Source organism: Fulvivirga sedimenti, from assembly GCF_020328055.1.
Map to the genome: position 1 here is coordinate 652,521 of NZ_JAIXNE010000004.1, position 25,194 is coordinate 677,714.

The window sequence follows — 25,194 nt, forward strand, 5'->3', positions numbered from 1 at the left end:
AATGATAGAAACATTAGAAGAATACGCATTAATCGCAGAAATTATATCAGCAATTGCTATAATCATATCATTAGTATTTGTTGGTGTTCAAATTAAGGCGAATACCAAAGCCACACAAGCATCATCATTTCATGAAATTGCTGCTCTGGATATCAACATACTCCTGAATTTTAGTAGTTCTCAAGAATTAGCAAGGTTAATCACAGTTTTTAGAGATAATCCTGACTCATTGAGTGAAGAAGAGAAGATGCACGGTTTTTACTTGTTTGGTGCTGAAGTCCGGCACGTTGAAAATTTATTTCTACAAAATGAAAATAAAATGTTGAGTGCGAAAAATTGGAAATCTCGAAAAGCACTGGTTGATGGCGTGGTGCTATCTGCTGGATTTGGAGCATTACTAAAACATCCTTTTCGTAAGTTTTTTGATGGCTCATTTATTGATTACGGCATAGATCAAAGAAAAAAATCTGGACTAACTGATTAATTTTGAATGCTAGCTATTCAAAAATAAGCACAACAACGACAATCATTCTGAATCTTGACTACTAGGCATTTTATCACGACATTGATAATTATAATCTGCTATAGTATGTGATGCTTCCACCGCAAGTACGTTGTCGTTCATTATAAAAAACTACCAGCTGTGCAGCCATTTATCCTTGTTTGAAAACATGAAACTTTTAAGAAGCCGTAACCTGATCTGTTCATATATGAAAGTTTCATTCCCAATACTTGTCCTGCTCAGTGCATTGCTGCCCTGCCATGCCCAAAAAACCCACAGCGATAATGGTGACGGAACCTTTACCAATCCTGTAATTGCCTCAGATTTCCCGGATCCGGATGTCATCCGGGTTGGTGAAACCTATTACTTCCTGTCAACTACCATGTTTATTTTCCCGGGTGTAACAATCCTGAAGTCAAAGGATCTGGTAAACTGGGAATATTGCGCAAATGTGGTCCCCCGAATGGATGAAGGTCCGTGCTACAACCTGGACGGCTGCAACAGGTATAGTCACGGTCAGTGGGCCAGCAGCATCAAATATCACCAGAGCAAGTTCTACTTGTTATACAATACACTTGATGAAGGCGGTTTCCTATGCACTGCGGAAAAAGCCGAAGGTCCCTGGACAATTACACATCTTCCCCGGGGATTTCACGATCCGGGATTGTTGTTTGACACGGATGGTAAAATTTACGTAGCACACGGTTATAATAAAATATACATCACAGAACTTGATCTGAATTTTAATGCCATTGGCAAGGATGTCCTCGTGTATACCGGCGATATCCGCCCAGGACTTGAGGGGGCTCACCTGTACAGGATCAATAATTACTATTATTTATACAGCACTTACGGGGGTCTTGACGGATTTCAGGTAGCGCTGCGGTCTGAGAATATTTATGGGCCTTATGAACAGCATATGGTTCTGAATGATACCACCGACGGGCCTAACTATGGAATACACCAGGGTGCGCTTATACATACGAATACAGGCGAGTGGTGGACCGTGTTAATGGTTGACAGTGGTCCTTTTGGCCGGTTCCCTTCCTTACAACCTGTTACATGGGAAAATGACTGGCCGATAGCAGGATCGAATGGAAAGGCGGTTGTTACCCATAAGAAGCCCGGTGTAGGTAAATCATACCCGGTTAAATCTTTACCCACATCCGATGAATTCACTGAAAAGAATTTAGGTATGCAATGGGGATGGAACCATAATCCTGAACCTTCAAAATGGTCATTAACAGAACACCCTGGCTATTTAAGGTTAAAGACCGCTACCATAACGGACAGTTTGCCAAAGGCCAGAAATACGCTCACACAGAGATTCTTCACGTATTATTCTGATTCTCTTCTGACGGTCGGAACTACGAAAATAGACCTTGATCACATGAAGGACGGTGATATTGCGGGTCTTGCGATTTTCCAGGATCCCTATGGATTTATTGGTGTTGAAAAAATTAATGGCGAATATTATGTAATCATGGTGAATAACGGGGCAATCATTGATTCTGTGAAAGTGAATACATCATCCATCTATCTTCGCGCTGATCCCTTTCATGGTTCAGGAGCTGCCATGTATTACGGTGGTGAAACAGTTGACGGTACCGGCACAGTAACATTTTCCTACAGCCTTGATAATAAAACGTTTACAACCCTTGGTGATGTCATGCAAATGCAATTCAAACTGACTGTTTTTACCGGAAACAAGTTTTGTCTATTCAACTACGCTACTGAGGAGTTGGGGGGATATGTTGATGTTGACTGGTTCAGGGTCGAAGCGCGGCCAATAACAACACGGTGATACCTGTTCTTAAACTGATAAAACGCAACTATGCGATCACCTGGTTTCACAAAAAACTGAAATGGCAAATCGCCGTTGGTTTCCTGGTCTGGGCAGCGGGATTGACAAACATAATCCTACATATGAATTAACTTTCGGGTAGAATTGCGATAATTATCCCGTTCCGGTACTAATTGAAAAGGTAGATTGTGAATGATAATTTCACTAGATTGGATTGTACCAAGCAATCTCACCACAATGAATCAGACTAATCCACTGGATGGTAAAACCATCACATACACCTACGATGACCTCGGAACCGTTCGGGTCTCATTCAAAGACGGACTCGTAAGCTTTGAATGGATTGCCGGTCCTTTCGCAGGTATGGGACGGACCGGCATTGATTATAACGCAAAGCTGATCGTACCCGGTATCTGGTTTATTAATTGGTATGAAAAGAACGATGCCTCATTTGTGACCCTTCTGATCAACCTGAATGATCAAAAAGTTCATTCTTCGGGCCTGCTGAATGCTACCAAAGACGATGAAGCGATCCTCTTTCATGAGGCTAAAATTGAAAGCTCCGGCTTCTAATAAAAAACCATTCGTTTTTTGAAAGAGTATATCCTGTAAATTATTTAATGTGGGATTTTACTATCTTGTGACTGACCTAATCAACCACAAGAATGAACCAACGTTACTCCCTGTCACCTCTTAATGTAATTATCCTTTCTTTAATCCTTATCTCTGGCTGTAATTCCACAGAGAAGAAAATTGAATACGCCCCTGCAACCAAGGAGCTCATCTCTCTTGTTGAAAGCAGCCCGGAATTAAAATCAATGCTTATCTCCTCTCTCGAACAGGCACGGAAGATCAACCCAGACCCAAATACAAATCCTGCGCAAAGCCTGGAAGAATACTATTCATTTGTTTCACACTGTGAGACCGCAATGCCCTGGGCGCTTATGGAGAAAGAAGAATATCCCGAGATATTTGATCATATTTTTCAAAGCCTTACCTGCTTTTACTTTCTGATTGATCAGCCGTTGCCGGAACTGGAAGGAAAAGACCTTGTTAACAACTCACTGCAATATGCAGAGCCCTTTGCCTCCTGGCTAATCACATTCAGTAAATCTTGGGGGTCTTATCTTGATACAGAAGATTCCTGGAATGAAGAGTATTACCAGGCCGCTTTGAATGACCCGAATTTCGGACTACAAAATGGCTGGTATGAAGACCCGTCAAATTGGAAGACATTCAACGAATTTTTTGCTCGTTATCTCAAGTCTCCTGAAATGCGGCCCATTGCCTCCCCGGATAATAACTCCGTTGTGGCATCATTCGCGGATTCTGAACCCCAGGGGGTGTGGGCGATAGACAGCAATTCACTGCTCATTGCTGATGATGTTGTTGTAAAATCTGCATCGCTCCGATCAATTTCCAACCTGATTGGCGATGACAGTGAATATAAGGATGCTTTTGCCAATGGAACCTTTACGCATTCTTTCTTAAATGTGAACGATTACCACCGCTATCACTTCCCCATGAGCGGAACTGTGAAGGAAGTAAGAATCATCCAGGGCATAAATCCTACCGGCGGAGAGCTTTGGTGGGATGCGGAAAACGGCCGTTACGCCTTCGACCCTTCGGCCAAGACAGGATGGCAAACTATAGAAACCAGGGGCTGTGTAATTCTGGAAACTGAAGAATACGGATTGGTGGCATTAATGCCAATTGGCATGGTGGCTGTCGGCTCGGTGAATTTTGAAAATAACCTTAAACCCGGGGTTCAGGTAAAGAAAGGCGACATGCTTGGCAACTTCGCGTTTGGCGGATCTGATTTTATCATGATATTCCAGGATGGGGTAAACTTCTCTATTGACAGCCCGAGAAATTCTGATGGCAGTGCTTACGAGCATATTCTGATGGGTGAGCGACTTGGTACCGTGTCATTAAATTGATCCGGGTGACTAAATTCAAATTAACCCTTTTCGCATTCCTTACCTTTCACGCCGGCATTGCCCAAATTATTGACAGTGGGGAGTTCACGATTGGCGAAACACTGCAAATCGTATCCGAGGCATTAGGGGAAAACCGGACTATCAATCTATACCTTCCAGCCAGTTATCATGACGATACTTTGCATACATATCCGGTGATTTATCTGTTGGACGGCTCGAAAGATGAAGACTTCATTCACATTGCCGGACTGGTCCAGTTCTGTTCGTTTTCATGGATCAACATCATTCCCGAATCCATTGTAGTCGGTATCGCAAACACCGACCGAAAACGAGACTTTACGTATCCTAGTATGTCGGAAGATGATAGACAGGAATTTCCAACCTCGGGAGGCTCTCAGAATTTTATAAACTTCCTGGAAAAGGAACTTCAGGAAATTATTGCAAAAAATTATCGGCTAAATGATCAAAAAACACTCATCGGACAGTCACTGGGCGGCTTACTCGCAACGGAGATTCTATTTAAGCACCCCGGAATGTTCGATAATTATATTATCATCAGTCCGAGTTTATGGTGGGATGACGAGCGTCTGCTTTCCCGGAACATAGCTCCGCTTACCTCCCCTGTGAAAGTCTACGTAGGGGTTGGAAAAGAGGGTGAGGTAATGGAACGGGTAGCCGTAGAATTACATGAGAAGCTGCAGCAACACCAAAATCAATTCGATGTGCATTTCAGATACTTCGAAAATCAGAACCATGGTGATGCACTTCACCTTGCCGTGTATGACGCATTTGAAAAGCTTTTTAAGAAAGGATTAGAAGAAGAAAATTAAGAAATGAAGTTCCTTGAATCACCCAAATATCAGTGGATCGGACCTGCATTGGTCCTGATTAGTGGAATAGTCAACCTGATGAATCCGGATTTGGATAAGGAGTTGGTTTATATCTGGTATGTGCTAACCTCATTTGCCGGAATTCTGACCGCAGCAGGATTATACAGGCTTTATAAACCTAGAGAAAAAGAGAAATGATCAGTTTTTTTCGAAAAATCAGACAGAAGCTTCTTGCCCAAAACAGGCTCAGCAAATACCTGCTGTATGCACTTGGTGAAATTCTCCTTGTGGTTATAGGAATATTGATTGCCTTGCAGATCAATACCTGGAACGACGCAAAAAAACAGTCAAGACTGGAACAAGAGTATTATTGCAGGCTTCTTGAGGACGCCTTGCAGGATAAGGAGCAGCTTATTGAATATATTTCTCTTTCAGAGGCCAGAATAATAACCGCAAATGAAGCACTAAGATTACTTCAGAAAGAGACTACCAGAAAAGCGGAGATCGGAATTCAGATCAATCGCTCCATCAGTGCAATATACGTTGATTTCCGGCCAAACAACTCGGCATTTGAAGATCTGAAGTCAGGAGCCAACCTGAATATCATTGGCGACAAAAGTATCATAAAGGCGCTGAATCATTATTTCAACAAGATTGAAAGCTACTTTAGTATTGTACAGGTGAACGGACAAAAGGCGGTTGATCTCTATTATGATCAGAAAAACAATTTCGAGAATGGCTGGCTTGAATCAAATTTAACAACCGACAGATTTTTAGATAATCTGGACAAAGATGTGCTGGAGTCCCTCCCGATTGATAACCAGGGGGCCATATCGGATGAAATAAAAAGAGCACTATACATTGATGCACTGTATTATTTTGCCACCAATACCCGGCAAAAGGAACTATATCATCTTATGAAAAATGAAAATGCCGTACTCATTGAGATTTTAAACACGAAATGCGCTGTAGCCAATGATTAAGTTTTTTAAAAAAATCCGTCTGCGACTACTTTCCCCGGGTCCCGGGGGTTCGCCCAATACTTCTTCCCGGATTACTAAATATCTGCTATATGCCATTGGAGAAATCATTCTTGTGGTTATCGGAATTCTCATTGCAATTCAAATTAATGGCTGGAAGATCGCATCGGATAACAAAAAGCTGGAAAAAGCAACCTTGATCAACCTAAGAAGAGACCTGAACGATGATATCCGGGAATTACAGCGTGTTAGTTCCTTTAAAACAACGCAGAAAGAAACCTGTGACCGGTTGCTTGCCTATATCATCAATCCCGAAATCCCGGTAACAGATGCATCGCAATTCGATAACGATGTAACGCGATTGGTGTATTTCATTTTACCCAGCTTAAATAGTACAGCGTTTGAAACAGCTAAGAACAACGGGCATATCAATTTCATCCGCAATGACAGTTTGGTCGATCTTATTTCAAAATACTATTCCGACATTACCCTAGATCAGCATGTGACAGAGACCAAAAGATTTACCAATAGTTTTTCAGAATCGGTTTTGATGAAAAGGTATAGGATTTTTAACAAAAACACTTACGCCCTGGATGGTCTGGACGGATCCTATTTACTTCCGGGATATGAGAATGATAACAGATTTCAGTTTTCCGCCGAGGCTTTCCGCCGGGATATGGAAGTTGAAAATTATATCAACTCTTTCTCTATCCGGCTAAAAATTGGCATTAATTTTCTTGATAATAAACGTTTGTGGGCAGAGCAATTGATTGAAATCATAAATATGGAAATAGAAAATATTGATCAGAAATAAATAACATGAGCACAGCGAATCAGGAGCAAAATAAACAGAACGCTATCGACTTTTACAGGACAGCATTTGAAGGAGACCCTGAAACGGCCGTCCGCAAGTATGTCGGTATCGAATACATTCAGCATAATCCGGCTGTAGTCGACGGCACTGAAGGATTCATCGATTATTTCAAACGGATGCAACATGAATATCCTGAAAAAACCATTCGGTTTGTACGCTGCATCGCTGAAGGTGACCTGGTCGCCCTTCATACGCACCAGATATGGCCCGGGAATGACGAATATGTCACCATGGATTTCTTCAGATTTGACCATCATGGCAAGATTTGTGAACATTGGGATGCTATCCAGCAGGTACCTAAAGAATCGGCCAATCCCAATACCATGTATTGAAAAACCTGCTCCCACAACAGAGAATTTGATTAGTCGGTCTGATTTTCACTATTTGTGATTCCTATTTAATTAATACTCAAAATAACAACCATGAAAAAGGTACTCAAAGGTTTGAAGTGGACGATACTGTCGTTAATATTCCTTGTGTTCCTTATTTTGGTGCCGCTCGGTTTGAATAAGCTTTACGAAAAAATTCAGGCATCATTTCTTACGGAAAATGAAAAACGACTCGAGGACATCGACCGGCTGGAATATATTTTCAAAAATGAATTCTCGGGATATAATGTACTTCCCGGAAGGCAGTCCTTTGATGAGCAAATAGAGGCTTTGCGGCAAGCAGCAGCAAAGGAACCGCTTCAAAGCCAGGAAGAATTCAACATCGCCGTAATCAAGACCGTTGCCTCTTTCAGAGATCCTCACACGAACATAATGAATAAAACGTCCCTTGTCGGACCGCGATTCCCATTCTCACTAACCTGGTCGGAAGGGAACTTCTATCTGATGGGGGGTCAGGTTGATCCGCGAACATTAGGCGCCAGGGTGGTAAGAATCGGGAACATGGATAGTCAGGAAGTCTTCAAAAAACTGTCATCCTACTGTAATTCACCTAACGAAGCGGGAGCTGCCTATTTCATTGGCAGTATCATTTCTTCGTCCGAAGTCTTGTACCATGAAGGTATAATTCCGGATAAAAATGAGGTTGAACTGGAAATCCTTCAGGACGGCAGACTGTCTACCCTTACCTTTCAACCTTTATCGGAAAATGAAATCGCCGGGCTGACAGACTATGTAAGAATGAATGATAAATGGGATACTGATGAAATCCCTTTGTACCAAAGGAATCCTGAAAAGAACTACTGGTATACGACTATAGAGGATGATAATATTTTCTACCTTCGGTATTCAGCGTGTATCGCCCAGGGTGACATTGAAGCATTCTGGAATGAGGTATTTGAAAAAATACATAATACCAGACCAGAAAAGGTAGTGATCGACGTACGGGGCAATGGTGGTGGTGACACGCAGAATCACAACTCCTTCCTGAACCGGATTGCTGCGGACACACTCATTAATCAATATGGTAAGCTTTATACCCTTATCGACCGGGGTACAGGTTCAGCTGCTGTGAGTTTTGCGAGTGACATGGAGAGAATGACCCACACCATTCTCGTGGGTGAGAAAACGATGGATACGCCGAACACGACATCAGACCCTACATTTTTTACGCTGCCACATGCCAAAATCAAAATGATTGTTCCCAGTTTGTACTCACTTCATTCACATCTGAATGATCACCGGGATGCTGTAATTCCTGATATTCCAATCCCGCAAAATCTTGAAGGTGAGGCCTATTTGCATGATGAGGTCCTGGATTCCATCGGTCACATCCATCTCACTGACAATGCGATTTATGCCAGTCTTCCAGAAAATGCAGGCGGCAATTATATCTTCTCAGAATTAAGAAACCTTACTATCCATCCTCGTGATTCTGTTTGGTATGTAACCATAGATGGCTTAACTGAAGCGCCTCTCTTCCAGAATGATACGGCATACTATACCCTCAGGTATGGCATTAGACTGGAAATGCTGGACAGCCTTGGGAAGGAGCTGATTTTACATTTACATGGTTCATCCCTGAAGCTAACTGGATCTGGCGATGCACTGAGTATCGAAAAGCTCATTTCAGAAGGAAAATATGAGGAGGCAGAAAAAAATATAAGGCAACTGGAGACGGAAGGCCGGCTACCATACTATCTTGAACGCCCCTATTTTCAATCCAGGGTTTATACAACTTATAATCAACAGGGCTTTGATAATGCCTATGCATTGAATCAGCTGGCAAAGTCCTTTTACCCGGATGATCCGGTGGTATACATCGTAGATTTCGAACTATATCAATACGAAGGTCAATCGCTGAAGCAGTTTACTTCCTTTTTCCCAGTAATTGGTAAATTGTTAAAACGATATTATCGTGTCATAACCACCGATAAAGTTATGAATGATGAATACAATGCATTTATCGGCCGGTAGTATATAATTTGCACTGAACAACCCACCTCTATGAAAGCAGCTGTGACAGTAACCCCCGGAAACCCAGAAGTGATCCTTCTGAGGGAAGTAATGAAACCAAAGGTCAAACCGGGTTGGGTGCTGATCAGGGTTAAAGCATTCGGACTAAACAGGTCGGAGCTTTTTACAAGAAGAGGAGATTCACCGGGTGTTGAATTCCCGAGAATTCAGGGTATAGAGTGCGTAGGTTATATTGAAGAAGATCCCTCGAATACTTTTGCTAAAGGGCAAAAGGTGGCCGCTTTAATGGGTGGTATGGGCAGGTTTTATGATGGTGGCTATGCCGAATTTACCCTCGTGCCGCTTGAAATCGTATTGCCTTTTGAAAGCAGGTTACCTTGGCATATCTTGGGAGCTATTCCGGAAATGTTCCAGACAGTATCGGGCTCTCTGAATCAGGCACTGGAAATTTCGGAGGGAGAAACCCTTCTCATTCGGGGAGGAACCTCATCAATCGGAATGCTTGCCTGTCAGCTGGCAAAAACAAAAGGGCTGACCGTCTTATCCACAACGCGTACTGATGAAAAAGTACAAGCACTCAAAGACAATGGCGCAGATCATGTGGTAATTGATGATGGCGAGATTTCCTCAAAAGTAAAAACAATATATCCTGAAGGAGTCAATAAAGTCCTTGAATTAATAGGCACACGCACATTGAAAGACTCGTTAAAGTGCATCAAGACGGGTGGTATGGTATGCATGACCGGGATCCTCGGGAACGAATGGACTATGAAAGAATTCACGCCAATGGGTGATATCCCCTCATTGGGGAAACTTACCGTATACATGGGTGAATCATCCAATCTCCCGAAAGGATTGCTTCAGGAATTCATCGATGAAGTGGAAAAGGGTTCGGTAAAATTAAATATTGACAAGGTATTCACACTCGAACAGGTTCCTGAGGCCCACAGGTATATGGAGGAAAATAAGGCGAAAGGTAAGATTGTGGTTGAGTTGAAATAACTCCTTTCACCCTCCTTTTACAGCCGGAATTATCCATTAATTCATGTATATTATCGGAAATTTTGTGCCGACCCACCCTGTGAAATATGATATATCAATTCAAAAGCCTTTTCATCAGAATCATATTTTTAAGCAGTCAGATGCTGATCTCTTCATGTGCTTCGGATAAACCTTCGGAAAACTCATTATCGGTAGGTGCAGCCTTTGGAATTATAAACCCCGCACCAGGCGATTTCATCGCAGGTGATAGAAATAACCGTAAATTTTCAGGTGTTCATGACCCGCTTTTTGTAAAGGCCGTCGTTGTTTCTGATTCTCAACACACCGTGGCCATAATAACGGTCGATTGCATTGGGTTGCTTTACCCAACACTTCTTGAAATCCGTGAAGCCGTAGCCCGGCAGATCTCCCCTGAATTGTTGGATCCGTCACATATTGTATCTTCATCTACCCACACCCATAGCGGTCCGGATGTGGTCGGTCTGTGGGGGCAAAATCAGCAGAGTTCTGGTGTGAATACGGAATATATGCAAAGACTTGTACAGATAGCCGCAGCCAAAATTATCGAAGCATTTGAACAGAAGCAGCCTGCTGAGTTGCACTATGCAGAAACTACCTACGGAGAAGATTGGGTCTATAATATATCGAAACCGGAAGAACTTGACCGATCACTTGGCGTGTTGCAATTCACCGATTTAAACGGCAACTCGATCGCCACACTCACAAATTTTGCTTGTCATCCAACCTTTATGGACGGAACCAATGATGAGGTATCATCCGACTTTATTGGAGGTTTTTATGAGGCGATGGACCAGGAATTAGGCGGAACAAACCAGTATTTGCAAGGTTCCATCGGAGGATGGGTTCAACCCGAGTATGAAGAAAAAAGCTTTCCGAATGCATTTAAAAGAGGTCGCGAACTGGCCGATGCGGTACTCTCCTCCCTCAAAAATTCAAAAGCAACGGTATCAACCGATATTCAATTCAATCGAAGTGTGTTTTCATTGCCGGTTTCGAATGAAGGATTCAGGCAACTCGCATCAATGGGAGTTATTGATCGTGCTATCACCGATAGTGTTGAAACCGAAATTGCCTGGTTCAGGGTCGGGGATGCTGAGTTTATTACCCACCCGGGTGAAACATCCCCGGTTTATTCACTGGAATCAAAAAAATTGATGAATACCACCGGGCCAAAATTCGTCCTGGGATTGGGTATGGATGGTTTGGGATACATTGTAACACCTGATTTCTTCGACGCGGAAAATGAAATCCCCCATTCAGAATACCTGACCGGAATGTCGGTCGACAAAAATGCCGGCGAAATCATTTTGCAGGTAATCGAATCATTGACAAACCCGGAATGATTATCCCAACCACTGCTAACTATTTATTGAATAACAAAATGACTGAATATTTAATCCTCCTGAAGAATTCCAATCATCATATATTCTTTTCACTATTAGTTGTCCTGGCTATTTCGGCTTTGGGCACATCTGTCGTTAATGCTCAATCTGAAATCCAATATGACATAGTCCTTAAAGGCGGCCGTGTGATTGATCCTGAAACCAAAATGGACGACATCCGGAATGTGGGAATCAGTGATGGCAGAATCATGGAAATTTCATCCGGAAGTTTGTCAGGCAAACAAACAATTGATGTTTCCGGATTGGTGGTTTCTCCCGGTTTTATCGACCTGCATGTACATGGCGTTACCAATGTGGAACAGGAATATCAGGTAAGAGACGGGGTAACTTCAGCGCTGGAGCTGGAATGGGGTGTACCGATGCTCAGGGCTTGGTATGAATCAAGGGCTTCAAATGCGCTGATCAACTACGGAGCAAGTGTCAACTGGGCTTTTTGCCGAAGTCTGGACAATCCCGAAATGAAATCAGGCGTTGAAGAAATTGAAAAACGGATATCAGGTGGCCAATATAAGGGCGTGGATATTATCCTCGACGAGGTAAAGCCGGCATTATATACAGAACTATCAGCCGATCAACTTCCGGGTATGCTCGAACATGTGAAGGAGTCCCTTCGGGAAGGCGGTGTTGGCATTGGATTGGTACCTGCATATGTAACCGGGTCCAGTCGGGAAGAGATCTACCGAATATATCAGCTCGCGGGAGAAATGCAGGTGCCGATTTTCACCCATGTACGGGAAGGCGGAACGATGGCCATACAACAATCCATTTCAGATGCGGTCATAACCGGTGCTCCTCTGCATATCGTTCATGTGAATAGCATGGCCCGCAGTGAAATTGGCCTGGCACTGGAAATGTTACAAGCAGCACAGCAGCGGGGCTTTGATATCACTACGGAATTATATCCCTACACCGCTGCATCAACGGGGATTGAAACCGCACTGTTTGACGACGGATGGCAGGAGCGGCTCGGTATTTCCTACAACGATCTACAATGGGTTGCAACAGGTGAACGATTAACGGAGAAGACTTTTATCGAGAAGCGAAAAGAGGGTGGTATAGTGATAGTTCATATGATGAAGCCGGATTGGATTCGCACAGGTATTGCCGCAGATAAGGTGATTATATCTTCCGATGGTATGTTTTACGCAAAACTTGCCCATCCGCGTACTGCAGGTACGTTTTCCAGGGTCCTGGGTAAATATGTTAGGGAAGAGAAAGTAATCAGCCTGCCCACGGCTATAGAAAAAATGACACTCTTACCCGCCAGAAGACTCGAAACGATATCTCCCATGATGCGGTTCAAAGGAAGAATCCAGGTAGGAGCCGATGCCGATATCACTGTTTTTGATCCGGATAAAGTGATCGATCGCGCAACCTTTGATGAAGGTTTAAAGTTTTCGGAGGGAATTCACTACGTGCTGGTGAACGGGGTTCTTGTGGTGAATGAAGGGAAAACCGTTAAAAATGTTTACCCGGGTCAGCCTATTTATGGTAAATTCAAAAAACAATAAATAGCTGACCGTGTGATATGATCAAATTCTTCAGAACAATAAGACTTAAACTGATTAACCGTAACAGCCCTTCCAGCGCTTCGGGAAGATTCAGCAGGTATTTGATTTATGCCATCGGGGAAATCATTTTGGTCGTGATAGGCATATTAATTGCCCTGCAGATCAACACCTGGAACGAACAAAAGAAACAACGGGCAGAAGAGATTTCTACGCTGCGTAATATACGGACGGATTTCATCAACGCGATCATTGAATTTGAGGAGAATAATGCCTTCAGGGAGGAGATTATTTCAAAAACATCTTCACTGTATACACTAATCCGGGACGAACAAATCAACTATACAAAACAGCGCATAGACAGCCTGATCGCCGGACTTCTGATAAACCCCACATACAATGGACAGTCGGAAACACTGAATATTCTATTCAATTCAGGTAAAATAAATATTATAAGCAACGATTCAATTAAGAATGCGCTGGTCCTCTGGCCTCAACAGGTCGCAGACATTACCGAAGATGAAGTATATTCGAGTAACGCCCTATATAACATGGTACTTCCCGTGGTCCGGCAATATGTTGCGTTGTACGATGTATACCGGAGCATTGATTACAGGGGATATGCTTTGTTCCAAAGCCAGTCACCAAGTCCGTTTGAAAGCGATTACGCTGGTTTATTAAAAGACCCCGACTTTGAAAGTTCTCTTACTACCAGGGAGCTCACGATATCCGTTTCATTGCTACAATCCAGGGAACTCATTGAAACAGCACAGGAAATTATCAATATGATCGATGCCGAAATAAATAAATCCGAATGATTAATTTCTTCCGAAAAATCAGGCTAAAAATGCTGAGTGAAAGTAAAACTGTCAGCTATTTCAAATATGCCATTGGGGAAATTATCCTGGTAGTAATCGGCATACTCATTGCACTTCAAATCAACACCTTGAATGAACAGAGAAAAACGAGATCGGAAACTCAGAGCCTCCTGGTTGCCTTGAAAGGCGATCTGATCCAGGATACTTTGCTGATCACCGATCGCTTGCCCTTTATAACCCAACAATATGAATTCAATGAAACGCTGAGGTCACGGGTCGCCCAGCCGGCTGCCACAGTAGATACTTTAATCCGGATCATGCGCTTTGAATTCAACCCTAACTGGAGCGCCCAAATTATTTACAACACAAATTCCTTCAACAGCCTTAATCAGACCAGTTTGATCGAAGAGTTGCCGGATTCGCTCAAATCGAAGATCAAGACATTTTACAACCGTAAATTTTCCCTGAAAGACCGGGTCGAAAAAACTACCCGTGACTATCAGGAAAAGATCACCTCCTACGTAAATACATATACCTTTGGGTCCACACCTATTCACGACCAGGGGCCTCTGATCGATTCCCTCGTTTGGTCGGAAATCGATTACAGTCACCTCGCAGCCACTTTCCAGGGCATCAGCAATTTCAAACGCATCCTGTTCACAGAAACCAAAGAGGAGCTCGAATATTCCTTATCCAATTCACGTGAAATAATTCATGATGTTGATTTATATTTAAGTCAGGTAAAGTAAACAACCCAAACAATTTGAATTCTGTCGCTAACAAGTAGCCTGTATGCCAAAATGTGCTTTTCTCTCGATCGCGAATACTGAAGGTTGGTTTATCGATGACGATCTTGTTCATGAGCCCTTGACAAAATTGGGATGGGAAGTCGATAATATCCCCTGGAACCAGCCCACCGATTGGAATGCCTATCATGTGGTTGTGATTCGCAGTCCTTGGGATTACCAGGATCACCTGGAACAATTCCTGGATGTACTCGAACAAATCGAGAAATCTTCTGCTTTATTGCTCAATGATATAAGTATTGTCCGCTGGAACATCAATAAGAACTATCTCTTTGAGCTGGAACAAAAAGGCATACAGCTTGTCCCGTCCATTCGAAAAACAGGGCCGAATCATTCAGACATTGAAAAGGCTTATAAAACCTTCAAAACCAGTGAGTTGATCATCAAGCCCATCATTGGCGCCAATGCAGATGACACCTTCCGGATCCCAAAGCAGAATACTGAAGTTTCTCACAAGGTCATTCAACTGTTCCAGGACAGGGAATGCATTCTTCAACCGTTCATGAAGTATATTGTGGAAGAGGGCGAGTTTTCACTGATGTATTTCAATGGTGAACTGAGCCACGTAATCCTGAAGACGGTTGGTAATGGAGATTTTCGCGTCCAGGAAGAGCACGGCGGAGACGTGATTCCCATCATACACCCGGAACCGAGGCTTCTTGAGGCAGCCGGGAAAGCTATGAAGGCGCTTCCGGCTGTACCCATGTACGCCCGTGTCGACCTCGTTCGCACAGCCCGGAATGATTTTGCATTGATGGAACTGGAATTGATCGAACCATGCCTCTATTTCAGGTTTGATCCAAAATCGGCCACACGTTTCGCCGCCTGCATCGATGACCAATTGAAAAGGGTTCAGGCATGACATTTTCCCGATGAAATTTCACCTTGTGAAGGAGATGGTTAATAACGGAACCGCCTGTGAGTAAACCCAATACAGACATCTATGATCCGGAGTTTGTGAGCGGAATGTTCGACAGAATGTCCAAGACCTATGGCCTGGCAAACCTCATTACCTCGTTTGGGTTCACAGCGATCTGGAGAAAACAATGCCTGAATCAACTTGCATTAACGAAAAGTACCCCAACCGGATATGATCTCATGTCTGGAATGGGAGAAGCCTGGGGGGATATTCAGGAACGGCTGGGTGATGGTTGCAGGATTATTGCAGTAGATATTTCAGACGAGATGAATCGGAAAGCGGCGAATCATCTCAACAGGCTAAAGTCAAAAAATATTGAAATCAGGAATGCTAATGTGCTGAAAAATAATATACCTGATCAATCAGCAGATTTTATCGTTTCCACATTCGGACTGAAAACATTTAAGAAGGAACAGCAACAAATTTTAGCTGCGGAAGTTCATCGTATTTTAAAACCCGGCGGAACCTTTTCGTTTATTGAAATCTCAAAGCCCAAACCTTTGGTGCTGAAATGGCTCTATATGTTCTACCTGAAAATAATCATTCCATTAATCGGAAAGATCTTCCTCGGAAATACTGACGACTATAGAATGCTGGGCCGGTATTGCGCCGATTTCGGGACATGTGAATATTTCCATTCATGTTTGGTCGAAGCCGGACTTAAGTCAAATGTGAAGAACTTCTTCTTCGGCTGCGCGACAGGTGTTTACGGAGCAAAATAAGTATTACCCCTGGATCTGATTTCAGATTAATTGGAAATAAATGACTAATTTATCTGTCGTTCCGGATGGGCATCATAATTTATTCTTCAATTCAATGATCAAATTCTTTCGTGACTAAACGAAGTGGACAATTAGATATTTATTCATTTAAACCATACCATTAGTGAGTACAATTAAAGATAAAGTAGCCCTGATCACGGGGGCCAGCAGCGGGATCGGAAGATCAACCGCCGAAGCTTTTGCCGCAAAGGGAGCAAAAGTTGTCGTTGCCGCCCGCCGAAAAGATGAACTTGATAGCCTGGTGGAATCAATTGAAAATATGGGGGGACAGGCATCTGCCATTAAAACAGATGTGTCCAATGCAAAGAGTGTTGAACAAATGGTGGAACATACGATGGATGTGTTTGGCCGTCTCGACTATGCGGTTAATAATGCCGGGATTGAAGGTAATTTCGGTGCCATCACCGACCTGTCTGAAGAGGACTGGGACAACGTCATGAATATAAACCTGAAAGGAATATTTCTTAGCATGAAATACGAAGCCAGGGCGATGATAAAACTTGGAAATGGCGGTTCCATTGTGAATATCGGCTCGGTGAATTCATTTCTGGGCTTTCCAACAGGATCTGCCTATGTAACCTCTAAGCACGGGTTGATCGGGTTGACGTCCAGCGTTTCCGCAGAACTTGCGCCACAGGGAATTCGGGTGAACCTTCTTTGTCCGGGTGTTACCGATACTCCCATGCACCGCCGACTTCGGGGCATTGTCGGTGATGAACTTTATGATCAGGGATTACTCCCTACGGTACACCTGAGACGTGCAGGTCTTCCCGAAGAGATGGCGAAATCGATATTATTCCTTTGTTCGGATGAATCCAGCTATATCACCGGTTCAACACTTACCGTTGATGGCGGACTTACCCTGACTATGTAGTGCTGACCTCAAAAAAATTAGTATTATTCCAGACAGGGCTTCTGCTCAATAATCCATGATCAAACTATTCAGTCAAATCAGGAAACAATTAGTTTCCCAAAACAGTATCAGGAAGTACCTTCTCTATGCCCTTGGCGAAATTTTTCTGGTCATGATTGGAATACTCATGGCCTTACAGGTAAATACATGGAATGACGAACGAAAATCAAGAAAAACTGAAATCAATATTTACGAGGAAATACAGGATGATCTGAGTGCCTCTTTGCGAGATTTGATGTCTGGTCTGGCAACACACAATGAGCGACTTGACATGACAACAAAACTCAGGGATCATCTCATCAAAAAAAATCCATTAACAGATTCACTCGTGGATTATCTAAGAAATACCAATAACGACGATCAGTTTTTCCCAAAAACATCCGGTTTTGAGGCGTTGAAATCCGTCGGACTAAGAACGCTTCGAAATGATACGTTACGGGAAAATATTACAAATTTATACCAGCTGGGATTCGAAAGGGTTGTGGGCCTTGGAAGAGATAAAGCGCCCATCCGGAATTTTGAATTTATGACACCTTTTGCCGATAAATATTCACAAGTAACCGACGGCAGCGGTTATTATTTACCCAACTTCCAGAACGACAGCATTTTTATCTATCCGACGATGATCCACAACTATGAGGAGATGCTAAAGGATGACCTCCTGATATTAAAATTACAAGAGGCTATCTGGTTACGAATATTCAAAATCAGAAACTATACCAGGATTATCCGATGGACAAATGGGCTCAACAGTCAAATCGAACAGGAACTCGACCGGCTGCGGAATGCAGATTAAATGCATAGTCCGGAATGATCACCAACGGGGCATTTCCTACAGTAAATTACAATTCTATCTCATTTTCCACCCTTATGTCCCTGGAAGACGCGCCAGCCTGTACTTTATAACTCCCATTTTCCAGTACCCAGCCCCCCTGATCTTCGTTCCAGTAACGTAATTCAGCCACCGGTATTTTTATGGAAATTTCAATGGAATCCCCTGGATTAAGTTCCGGTGTTTTACTGAAGGATTTTAATTCCCGGGGGGCCCGATCAATCGAAGAATTGGATTTGGAAACATAAAACTGTACCACTTCCTTACCCGCCAGGTTACCAGTGTTGATAATGGTCAATTTAACATCGACGGTGTCATTCACGACTTCGGTTACCATAGCGGAATATTCAAACGTTGTGTATGAAAGGCCAAAACCAAAGGGATAGGAAACATCAAGACCGGCTTTATCAAAATGACGGTAACCCACATAAATACCCTCTTCATACAGGGTATAATCTTTATTCCTGATCTTTTCATCCTCAGCTCTTTCACCACTGGAAAACATCATCGTCTTCCAGTCAAAAGGCTCGCCGTCCAGCGGGAAGTTAGCATTTGAAGCGTGATCATTAAGATGTACTGGAAACGTCATGGGTAACTTACCGCTTGGGTTCACATTTCCAACCAATATGTCTGCAACGGAGTTTCCTCCCTCCTGTCCGCCCTGCCAGGCCAGCAGAATGGCATCCGGCTGATCTTTCCATGAGGCTGTTTCGATCACTCCCCCAATATTCAGTACGACGAGAAGCTTCTTGTTCACTGCATGAAATGCCTTACTCGCACGCTCAATCATATCCTTTTCCACCTGGGTTAATAAAAAGTCATCTGTTTCAACCCTGTCATAACCCTCGCCGCTGTTCCTGCCAATAGTAACAACTCCGATATCCGCCGTTTGGGCAAATTCCCCGAACATGGCATCTGTATAGCTGATTTGTGGTGGATTATACGGTTCCAGCATGGCATTAATGCCTTCAGGCTTAAAAAATGCATCAGTATTGGCTGCTTTGTGCTGATTATAGATTTCGACAGCTGCAGCATTGATCTCGAAGCCGGCATTTTCAAGTCCTTCCCGGAGAGAAACCGTATAGGCCTCATTCACGTCACCGGATCCTGTACCACCGGCTATAAAATCGTAGGATGTAACACCCATCAAGGCAATATTCCTGGGCTGCCTCAGTGGCAGCAACTGATCATTCTTAAGAAGCACAATGCCTTCGGCAGCAGATTGCCGGGTGATCTTTGAATGTGCTTCCAGATCAGGGTTATTCCCGTTAACATAGGATTGCATCTTTCGCGACTCAATGACCAGGGTTAGAATTCGTTTTACGGCTGTATCGATATCGGCTTCCGACAGTTCCCCTGATGCAGCCGCTTCCCGAAGCGCATCCCACTGACGCCTGGTGCCGGGTTCGAGGAGATCATTTCCTGCTGCTATTTGCGCAGGTGCATTCTGTCCGCCAAACCAGTCGGACATCACGATCCCTCTGAATCCCCATTCATCCCGCAAAATATCTGTAAGCAATTCCCTGCTTTCCGAAGCATAGGTCCCGTTAACTCTGTTGTAGGACGACATGATCGTCCATGGCTGGGATTCTTTAACGATGATCTCGAAACCTTTCAGGTAAATTTCACGCAGTGCGCGTTCAGAAACGATGGCATCATTTTGAAGTCTGCGCGTCTCTTGATTATTGGCAACGAAATGTTTGACCGATGCCCCTACTCCATTGGATTCAATACCATTCACCATAGCGGCTCCGATATAGCCGGTAAGGATCGGGTCTTCTGAATAATATTCGAAATTCCGCCCGCATAAGGGATGGCGATGAATATTCGCTCCCGGGCCAAGAATTACATCAATACCGTACTCGACGGCCTCATTCCCCATGGCAGTACCTACTTTCTCAACCAGACTTGTGTTCCAGGTTGAAGCCAGCAGGGTTCCAATGGGAAAAGCCGTGCAGTAATAGGTGGCATCATCATTTTCACGGATCGGTACAATACGCAGACCGGCGGGTCCGTCTGACAGGTATACCGTGGGAATGCCCAATCGCGGTGTCGCCACAATCGTACCGGCAGCACCCGGAATTCCTTCTGTCGCATCTGTATTTCCTAAGGCCGATGCCAATCCCGATCCCTTTAGCAAGTGAATCTTTTCTTCAAGGGTCATCTGTGAAAGCAGATCATTGACACGCTCGGATGTTGAACGCCTTGAGTCCTCGTAAATATCAAGCATACCATTTCCATTTCGGTCAGGAAACGTGTAGCCATCTATTGTAACCTCCTGAATATCTTTGTTTTCAGTGTATTCGTTTTCAAAATTCAGGAATGTAGAACGTACGTAAATCCAACCTACAGTAGCCGCGATAAGCAGGAGTCCAAGTAAGGAACCAAGGACAATCAAAGAAACTTTCAAACCCTTTTTCATTATTTCTGATTATATTTGTGTCACAACGCCACAAATATACATATTTTTTGTGGCATAATGTCACAAACATTGTTGTTTTCGTAAATGGATTTAAAAGAATTTCTGGAAAAGGGACAGGATCATTTCCTGCCAAACCTTTCGATTGATCTGGTGATCATTGGCCAGGAAGACAGTGTTCTGAAATGCCTTTTGCTGCAGATTGGTGACAAGTGGATCCTTCCCGGCGGGTTTATACAGCTTGATGAATCTGTTCAGCAAGCAGTGGAACGTAATCTGAGAGAACGAACCGGTCTGGAAAATCCCCATTTCAAATTCCTGTCGGTATTCGGAGATTCACAGCGCAAATTCAGTCATGAAATAAAAGAATTTCTCATTCATACCGGTCAGCCATGGAACGATGACTTCTGGCTGAACACCCGATTTGTCACTCTGGCATACTACTCGCTGGTAAATATCGGGGAAACCCACCCTACTGTCTCCAATTTCGATAAATCGTTTGCCTGGTTCAGTCTGGATGAGTTGCCGGATATGTGGATGGATCATGCCTCCATTGTTCAGGAAGCCAGAAAACGTCTCAAGGAGGATATTATCAGTGAGCATATTTCCTACAACCTGCTGCCTGAGCAATTTACCATGCCTGAATTGCACCAGCTTCATGAATCCATCCTGGAAGAGAAACTCGACCGCAGCCGGTTCCAAAAGAAAATGCTGGCCTCCGGAAGATTCAAGCGGCTGCCGAAGTTAAAAAAAGAAACACCGGGAAGGAATCCGTACCAATATTCCATTCGAAAATAGCCTCGTGCTGAACCTGAACCCTTCAAAATCACCTATTTAAAATAATATTTAATCATTATCTTGTTCAGAAAGTGAATTGAGACTGCAAGCACTTACTTAAATATTAATTCAACCATCCTTCCCGTTATGAAAAAAATGTTCCTGTTCCTGGTCTGTCTTCAAATCATGATTCATGCACACGGGCAGCCAGATCAATTTTCCTCAATCGACAGTATTTTTGCGGAATGGTCTCAGCCCGGATCACCGGGTGCCGCGTTAGGAATCATACGTAACGGTGAACTCATCTATGCCAAAGGATATGGGTTTGCCAACCTGGAGTATGATATCCCCAACACAGCCAACACGGTGTTTCGTATTGGCTCCACCTCCAAACAGTTCACCGCTGCCTGCATTGTACTCCTGTCTGAACAGGGAAAGCTGAGCCTCGATGATACACTTGATAAATTTTTTCCGGATTTTCCGGCCTATGCCTCATCCATAACCATTCGTCATTTATTGAATCATACAAGCGGCATCAGGGACTACCTGGCAATCTCCTATTTGAAAGGGCATGGTGATGATACCTTTTACACCGATGAAGATGTTATGAAATGGCTTATCCGGCAGCAAGACCTGAATTTCCTGCCCGGGGATGAGTACCTCTACAGCAATTCCGGCTATTGGCTTCTAGGGCAAATTGTAAAAGAGGTTTCAGGAATGAACATGGCTGATTTTGCGCGGAAGGAGATTTTTGAGCCCCTGGGAATGACAAATACGCACTTCCATAATGATCATACTATGATCGTTAAGAACCGGGCTTCGGGTTATTTGCCCAAACGTGAGGGAGGATACCAGATCAGTATGACAACACTTGATATGATTGGCGACGGGGGTATTTTCACCACGATCAATGATATTAAAAAATGGGATGATGCATTTTATGATTCAGATATATTCACCCGACAATTCTGGTCGGTCATGACAGAGCCAGGCAAACTGAACAACGGTAAAGAACTGGACTATGCAGCAGGATTGGGAATTGACACATACAGAGGATTAAAACTCATCAGTCACGGCGGAGCATTCGTAGGTTTCAGGGCAGATTTTTTTCGTTTCCCGGAGCAACGGTTATCAATCGCGCTTTTTGCGAACCGTGGAGATGCGAACCCAACCGCCATGTGTTATCAGATTGCCGACATTATGCTGGAGAATGAATTCAGGGATTTACCGGAAGAACCACAACAGAGAAAGAAAACAGCAACTGTTAAAAAGATTTCGGCACAAAAGCTTCAACAGTTTGCCGGCGATTTCTGGAGTGAAGCAAACAGTTACTCGAGGAAAATTTATGTAAGGGATGACACCTTACGTTATTACCGCAATGAAAACAGTGAGAATGCCCTGGTTCCAATCGGTCCTGATGAATTTAAAATGATCAATGTGGGAGCCAGCGTCCTGGTGAAATTTGAAACCAGCGGTGACCGGTCCATGGTCGTTACAGTAAATGAGGAACCACCATCGCGGTTTGAAAGATATCAGCCAAGAAGCTACAGTGTTTCTGAACTCACCGATTTTGAGGGAACCTATTACAGTGAAGAACTGGATGTCCAATACGTCCTCAGACTGGAGAATGAATCCCTCATGTTGTATATCAACGATAACAAAATTTCACCCCTTGATGCGGTTATGTCTGAGATGTTTTCAAACGATCAATATGGAACTTTTCTTTTTAGCCGCGAAGGTGATGGAAGCGTCGGAAGCTTCAGGCTTGCTGCCGGCAGGGTAAAGAATCTATTATTTGTGAAGCGTTAGAAACATATTTAGCATGTAAAGCGCCATACACTGAAAAATGGATTCTATCTGATTGGATGCATCAATGAATAAACTAGATAGAAAAAAGCATTGGGATACGATTTATAATACAAAAGAAACAAAGGATCTGGGGTGGTATCAATCTGTGCCTGTCATATCCCTCGACATATTTCTGAAATGTCAGCTGTCTCTAAACGCGAAAATTATAGATATCGGTGGCGGAGACAGTTATTTTGTCGACGAGTTGATCAAACTTGGATACACCGACATTACTGTTCTGGATATATCTGAAACTGCTATAAATCATGCAAAAAACAGACTGGGAGATGCCGGAAAAACAGTGAACTGGATCATTTCAGATGTGACTGACTTTAAACCTGTAGGCAAATATGACCTTTGGCATGATCGGGCAACATTTCATTTTTTGACAGATGAAAAAGAAATTTCAGCATATGCGGACATCGCCGGCAATAACATGAATCATGATGGCATCCTGGTTATAGGAACATTTTCAGAACAGGGGCCTGATACATGCAGCGGCATTAATATCCGGCAATATTCGGAAAAAACTCTTTGCCAGCGGTTTCATCCTTACTTTGAGAAAATCCATTGCTTTAAGACAGATCATAAAACACCACATGGATCACTTCAGAACTACATTTTCTGTACCTTCCGAAAGATCACTGTGAAGTGAAATGAATAAAGTATTAAATATCTATCAAAATGAAGCCATTCATTTGGATTATACTCATCAATCTCATCCTCACCGGATGTCAGAATTCAGAACCCACATCTTCTGAAGGCATGGATTTACCGGTTGAACGCCCCGGAATTTCAAATATGCAGGATGATCTTTACAAACAGATTAAATCACTGGATAGCCTGTATTTCGATGTTGCCTATAACCATTGCGACAGTGCACTGGCGCGAACCCTGATAAGTTCTGATTTTGAATTTTATCACGATAAAGGAGGTGTTCTGCTGGATTCAGCTGATGAACTGGCTTCGGAGGTCATGGTTGAAGATTTCAGCTGGGTGTGCGAAAGGACCTATAGAAAATTAGTTAACAGTTCAATGGAGGTTTTCCCATTGTATGAGGGTGAGATACTATATGGCGCAATACAAAGTGGCGACCAGGAATTCTATGACCGGGAAAATGACACACCAACAAAACTGAGGACCACAGCCAAATTCATTCACCTTTGGATTATTGAACCAAAAGACTGGAAACTTCGGCGTGTTTTTAGTTTTGATCATCAGTCTGTGAGTCAGGATTAATAGTATCGAAAAAATCCATTAATCCATCCAACTCCATTGTCTCGCCCGGGGCGAGATTGTCCAGATTTATATTTCCAATCCGTATTCGGATAAGCCGTAATGTAGGGAAACCTACAGCGGCTGTCATTTTGCGAATTTGCCTGAATTTTCCCTCTGTAAGGGTAATGGAAATCCAGCTTGTCGGTCCGTGCCGTTCATCCCTTATCTGTCGTTTTCTTGTAGGAAGATCCGGAACCTCATTCAGCCGAAATACCGCGCATGGCAAGGTTTCATATTTCTTTCCATAGATACTTATCTCAACCCCTGTTTTTAACTGTTGGATTGCATCTTCAGAAATAATTCCATCCACCTGAACATAATACTCTTTTTCGACCTGCCTGCTCAAAACCTGCGCACTCACTTTGCCATCTGTTGTGAGGAGTAACAATCCTTCTGAGTCCTGGTCCAAACGCCCGATCGCCATGGTACCGGGAACAAATTCATACAGCTCGCCAAGCAACTTTTTATTTTTCCTTTTGGTCTGATTATTTACAAACTGCGAGAGATACCCATATGGTTTATGAAGGATATAGTGATGGTGTTTATTCATGAAATCGATTTTATAAGGCGCCACC

General features: G+C 43.3%; 25 protein-coding genes. 23 read left to right on the top strand and 2 right to left on the bottom strand.

The genetic code is table 11. The features are described 5' to 3' along the window. Position 1: 1 nt before the first annotated feature. From LDX50_RS20905 to LDX50_RS20995, 19 genes are all read left to right on the top strand, one after another. Complete coding sequence (locus LDX50_RS20905) at positions 2-484, top strand: hypothetical protein (RefSeq protein ID WP_225698152.1); 483 nt, start codon at positions 2-4, stop codon at positions 482-484. 187 nt (positions 485-671) lie between these two features. After that, positions 672-2,306: a glycoside hydrolase family 43 protein gene (locus tag LDX50_RS20910; RefSeq protein WP_225698153.1), complete on the top strand. Its 1,635-nt coding sequence runs from the start codon at positions 672-674 to the stop codon at positions 2,304-2,306. A gap of 237 nt (positions 2,307-2,543) precedes the next feature. Then, entirely contained in the window at positions 2,544-2,879 is a 336-nt protein-coding gene (locus tag LDX50_RS20915; protein WP_225698154.1) for a MoaF-related domain-containing protein, read from the top strand. 92 nt (positions 2,880-2,971) lie between these two features. Continuing rightward, positions 2,972-4,246 (top strand): phosphatidylserine decarboxylase, encoded by a 1,275-nt coding sequence (locus LDX50_RS20920; RefSeq protein WP_225698155.1) that lies wholly within the window; start codon positions 2,972-2,974, stop codon positions 4,244-4,246. Between the two features lie 5 nt (positions 4,247-4,251). After that, complete coding sequence (locus tag LDX50_RS20925) at positions 4,252-5,076, top strand: alpha/beta hydrolase (protein ID WP_225698156.1); 825 nt, start codon at positions 4,252-4,254, stop codon at positions 5,074-5,076. A 3-nt stretch (positions 5,077-5,079) separates the two neighbouring features. Further along, positions 5,080-5,274, top strand: coding sequence for a hypothetical protein (locus LDX50_RS20930; protein WP_225698157.1), 195 nt, complete (start codon positions 5,080-5,082; stop codon positions 5,272-5,274). Further along, positions 5,271-6,059 (top strand): DUF6090 family protein, encoded by a 789-nt coding sequence (locus tag LDX50_RS20935; RefSeq protein ID WP_225698158.1) that lies wholly within the window; start codon positions 5,271-5,273, stop codon positions 6,057-6,059. Before LDX50_RS20930 ends, LDX50_RS20935 begins: the two co-directional genes overlap by 4 nt. After that, positions 6,052-6,870 (top strand): DUF6090 family protein, encoded by an 819-nt coding sequence (locus LDX50_RS20940; RefSeq protein WP_225698159.1) that lies wholly within the window; start codon positions 6,052-6,054, stop codon positions 6,868-6,870. Before LDX50_RS20935 ends, LDX50_RS20940 begins: the two co-directional genes overlap by 8 nt. Positions 6,871-6,875: 5 nt before the next feature. Next, positions 6,876-7,262 (top strand): nuclear transport factor 2 family protein, encoded by a 387-nt coding sequence (locus LDX50_RS20945; RefSeq protein ID WP_225698160.1) that lies wholly within the window; start codon positions 6,876-6,878, stop codon positions 7,260-7,262. 90 nt (positions 7,263-7,352) lie between these two features. Continuing rightward, positions 7,353-9,293, top strand: coding sequence for a S41 family peptidase (locus LDX50_RS20950; RefSeq protein ID WP_225698161.1), 1,941 nt, complete (start codon positions 7,353-7,355; stop codon positions 9,291-9,293). 30 nt (positions 9,294-9,323) lie between these two features. After that, complete coding sequence (locus tag LDX50_RS20955) at positions 9,324-10,295, top strand: zinc-binding alcohol dehydrogenase family protein (RefSeq protein ID WP_225698162.1); 972 nt, start codon at positions 9,324-9,326, stop codon at positions 10,293-10,295. A gap of 86 nt (positions 10,296-10,381) precedes the next feature. Then, positions 10,382-11,659, top strand: a complete 1,278-nt coding sequence (locus tag LDX50_RS20960) for a neutral/alkaline non-lysosomal ceramidase N-terminal domain-containing protein (RefSeq protein WP_225698163.1) — start codon at positions 10,382-10,384, stop codon at positions 11,657-11,659. Positions 11,660-11,697: 38 nt separating this feature from the next. Continuing rightward, positions 11,698-13,230, top strand: a complete 1,533-nt coding sequence (locus LDX50_RS20965) for an amidohydrolase family protein (RefSeq protein ID WP_225698164.1) — start codon at positions 11,698-11,700, stop codon at positions 13,228-13,230. Between the two features lie 17 nt (positions 13,231-13,247). Then, the gene (locus tag LDX50_RS20970) at positions 13,248-14,045 is read left to right on the top strand and encodes a DUF6090 family protein (RefSeq protein WP_225698165.1); all 798 of its coding nucleotides are present in this window, start codon (positions 13,248-13,250) and stop codon (positions 14,043-14,045) included. After that, positions 14,042-14,794, top strand: a complete 753-nt coding sequence (locus LDX50_RS20975) for a DUF6090 family protein (protein WP_225698166.1) — start codon at positions 14,042-14,044, stop codon at positions 14,792-14,794. The genes LDX50_RS20970 and LDX50_RS20975 overlap by 4 nt, the downstream gene beginning before the upstream one ends. 43 nt (positions 14,795-14,837) lie before the next feature. Further along, the gene (locus LDX50_RS20980; protein WP_225698167.1) at positions 14,838-15,713 is read left to right on the top strand and encodes an ATP-grasp domain-containing protein; all 876 of its coding nucleotides are present in this window, start codon (positions 14,838-14,840) and stop codon (positions 15,711-15,713) included. A 56-nt stretch (positions 15,714-15,769) separates the two neighbouring features. Continuing rightward, on the top strand, positions 15,770-16,492 hold the full coding sequence (locus LDX50_RS20985; protein ID WP_225698168.1) for a class I SAM-dependent methyltransferase: 723 nt from the start codon (positions 15,770-15,772) through the stop codon (positions 16,490-16,492). 163 nt (positions 16,493-16,655) lie between these two features. Next, positions 16,656-17,426 (top strand): SDR family NAD(P)-dependent oxidoreductase, encoded by a 771-nt coding sequence (locus LDX50_RS20990; protein ID WP_225698169.1) that lies wholly within the window; start codon positions 16,656-16,658, stop codon positions 17,424-17,426. A gap of 55 nt (positions 17,427-17,481) precedes the next feature. After that, the gene (locus LDX50_RS20995; protein WP_225698170.1) at positions 17,482-18,261 is read left to right on the top strand and encodes a DUF6090 family protein; all 780 of its coding nucleotides are present in this window, start codon (positions 17,482-17,484) and stop codon (positions 18,259-18,261) included. Between the two features lie 46 nt (positions 18,262-18,307). Here the strand turns inward: LDX50_RS20995 and LDX50_RS21000 are convergent, their stop codons facing one another. Continuing rightward, positions 18,308-20,719: a glycoside hydrolase family 3 C-terminal domain-containing protein gene (locus tag LDX50_RS21000; RefSeq protein ID WP_225698171.1), complete on the bottom strand. Its 2,412-nt coding sequence runs from the start codon at positions 20,717-20,719 to the stop codon at positions 18,308-18,310. Between the two features lie 84 nt (positions 20,720-20,803). On the opposite strand from LDX50_RS21000, the gene LDX50_RS21005 reads away from it, so the two are divergent. From LDX50_RS21005 to LDX50_RS21020, 4 genes are all read left to right on the top strand, one after another. Next, the gene (locus LDX50_RS21005) at positions 20,804-21,514 is read left to right on the top strand and encodes an NUDIX hydrolase (RefSeq protein ID WP_225698172.1); all 711 of its coding nucleotides are present in this window, start codon (positions 20,804-20,806) and stop codon (positions 21,512-21,514) included. A gap of 126 nt (positions 21,515-21,640) precedes the next feature. Continuing rightward, positions 21,641-23,302 (top strand): serine hydrolase domain-containing protein, encoded by a 1,662-nt coding sequence (locus LDX50_RS21010; RefSeq protein WP_225698173.1) that lies wholly within the window; start codon positions 21,641-21,643, stop codon positions 23,300-23,302. A gap of 64 nt (positions 23,303-23,366) precedes the next feature. Then, a complete protein-coding gene (locus LDX50_RS21015) occupies positions 23,367-23,996 on the top strand; it encodes a class I SAM-dependent methyltransferase (protein WP_225698174.1) in 630 nt (209 codons plus the stop codon). A 29-nt stretch (positions 23,997-24,025) separates the two neighbouring features. Further along, positions 24,026-24,580 carry a nuclear transport factor 2 family protein gene (locus LDX50_RS21020; RefSeq protein ID WP_225698175.1) on the top strand — a complete coding sequence of 185 codons (555 nt, stop codon included), beginning with the start codon at positions 24,026-24,028 and terminating at the stop codon, positions 24,578-24,580. Here LDX50_RS21020 and LDX50_RS21025 read toward each other — a convergent pair. Then, positions 24,546-25,169 carry a pseudouridine synthase gene (locus LDX50_RS21025; RefSeq protein ID WP_225698176.1) on the bottom strand — a complete coding sequence of 208 codons (624 nt, stop codon included), beginning with the start codon at positions 25,167-25,169 and terminating at the stop codon, positions 24,546-24,548. The genes LDX50_RS21020 and LDX50_RS21025 overlap by 35 nt on opposite strands. Between the last annotated feature and the right edge of the window lie 25 nt (positions 25,170-25,194).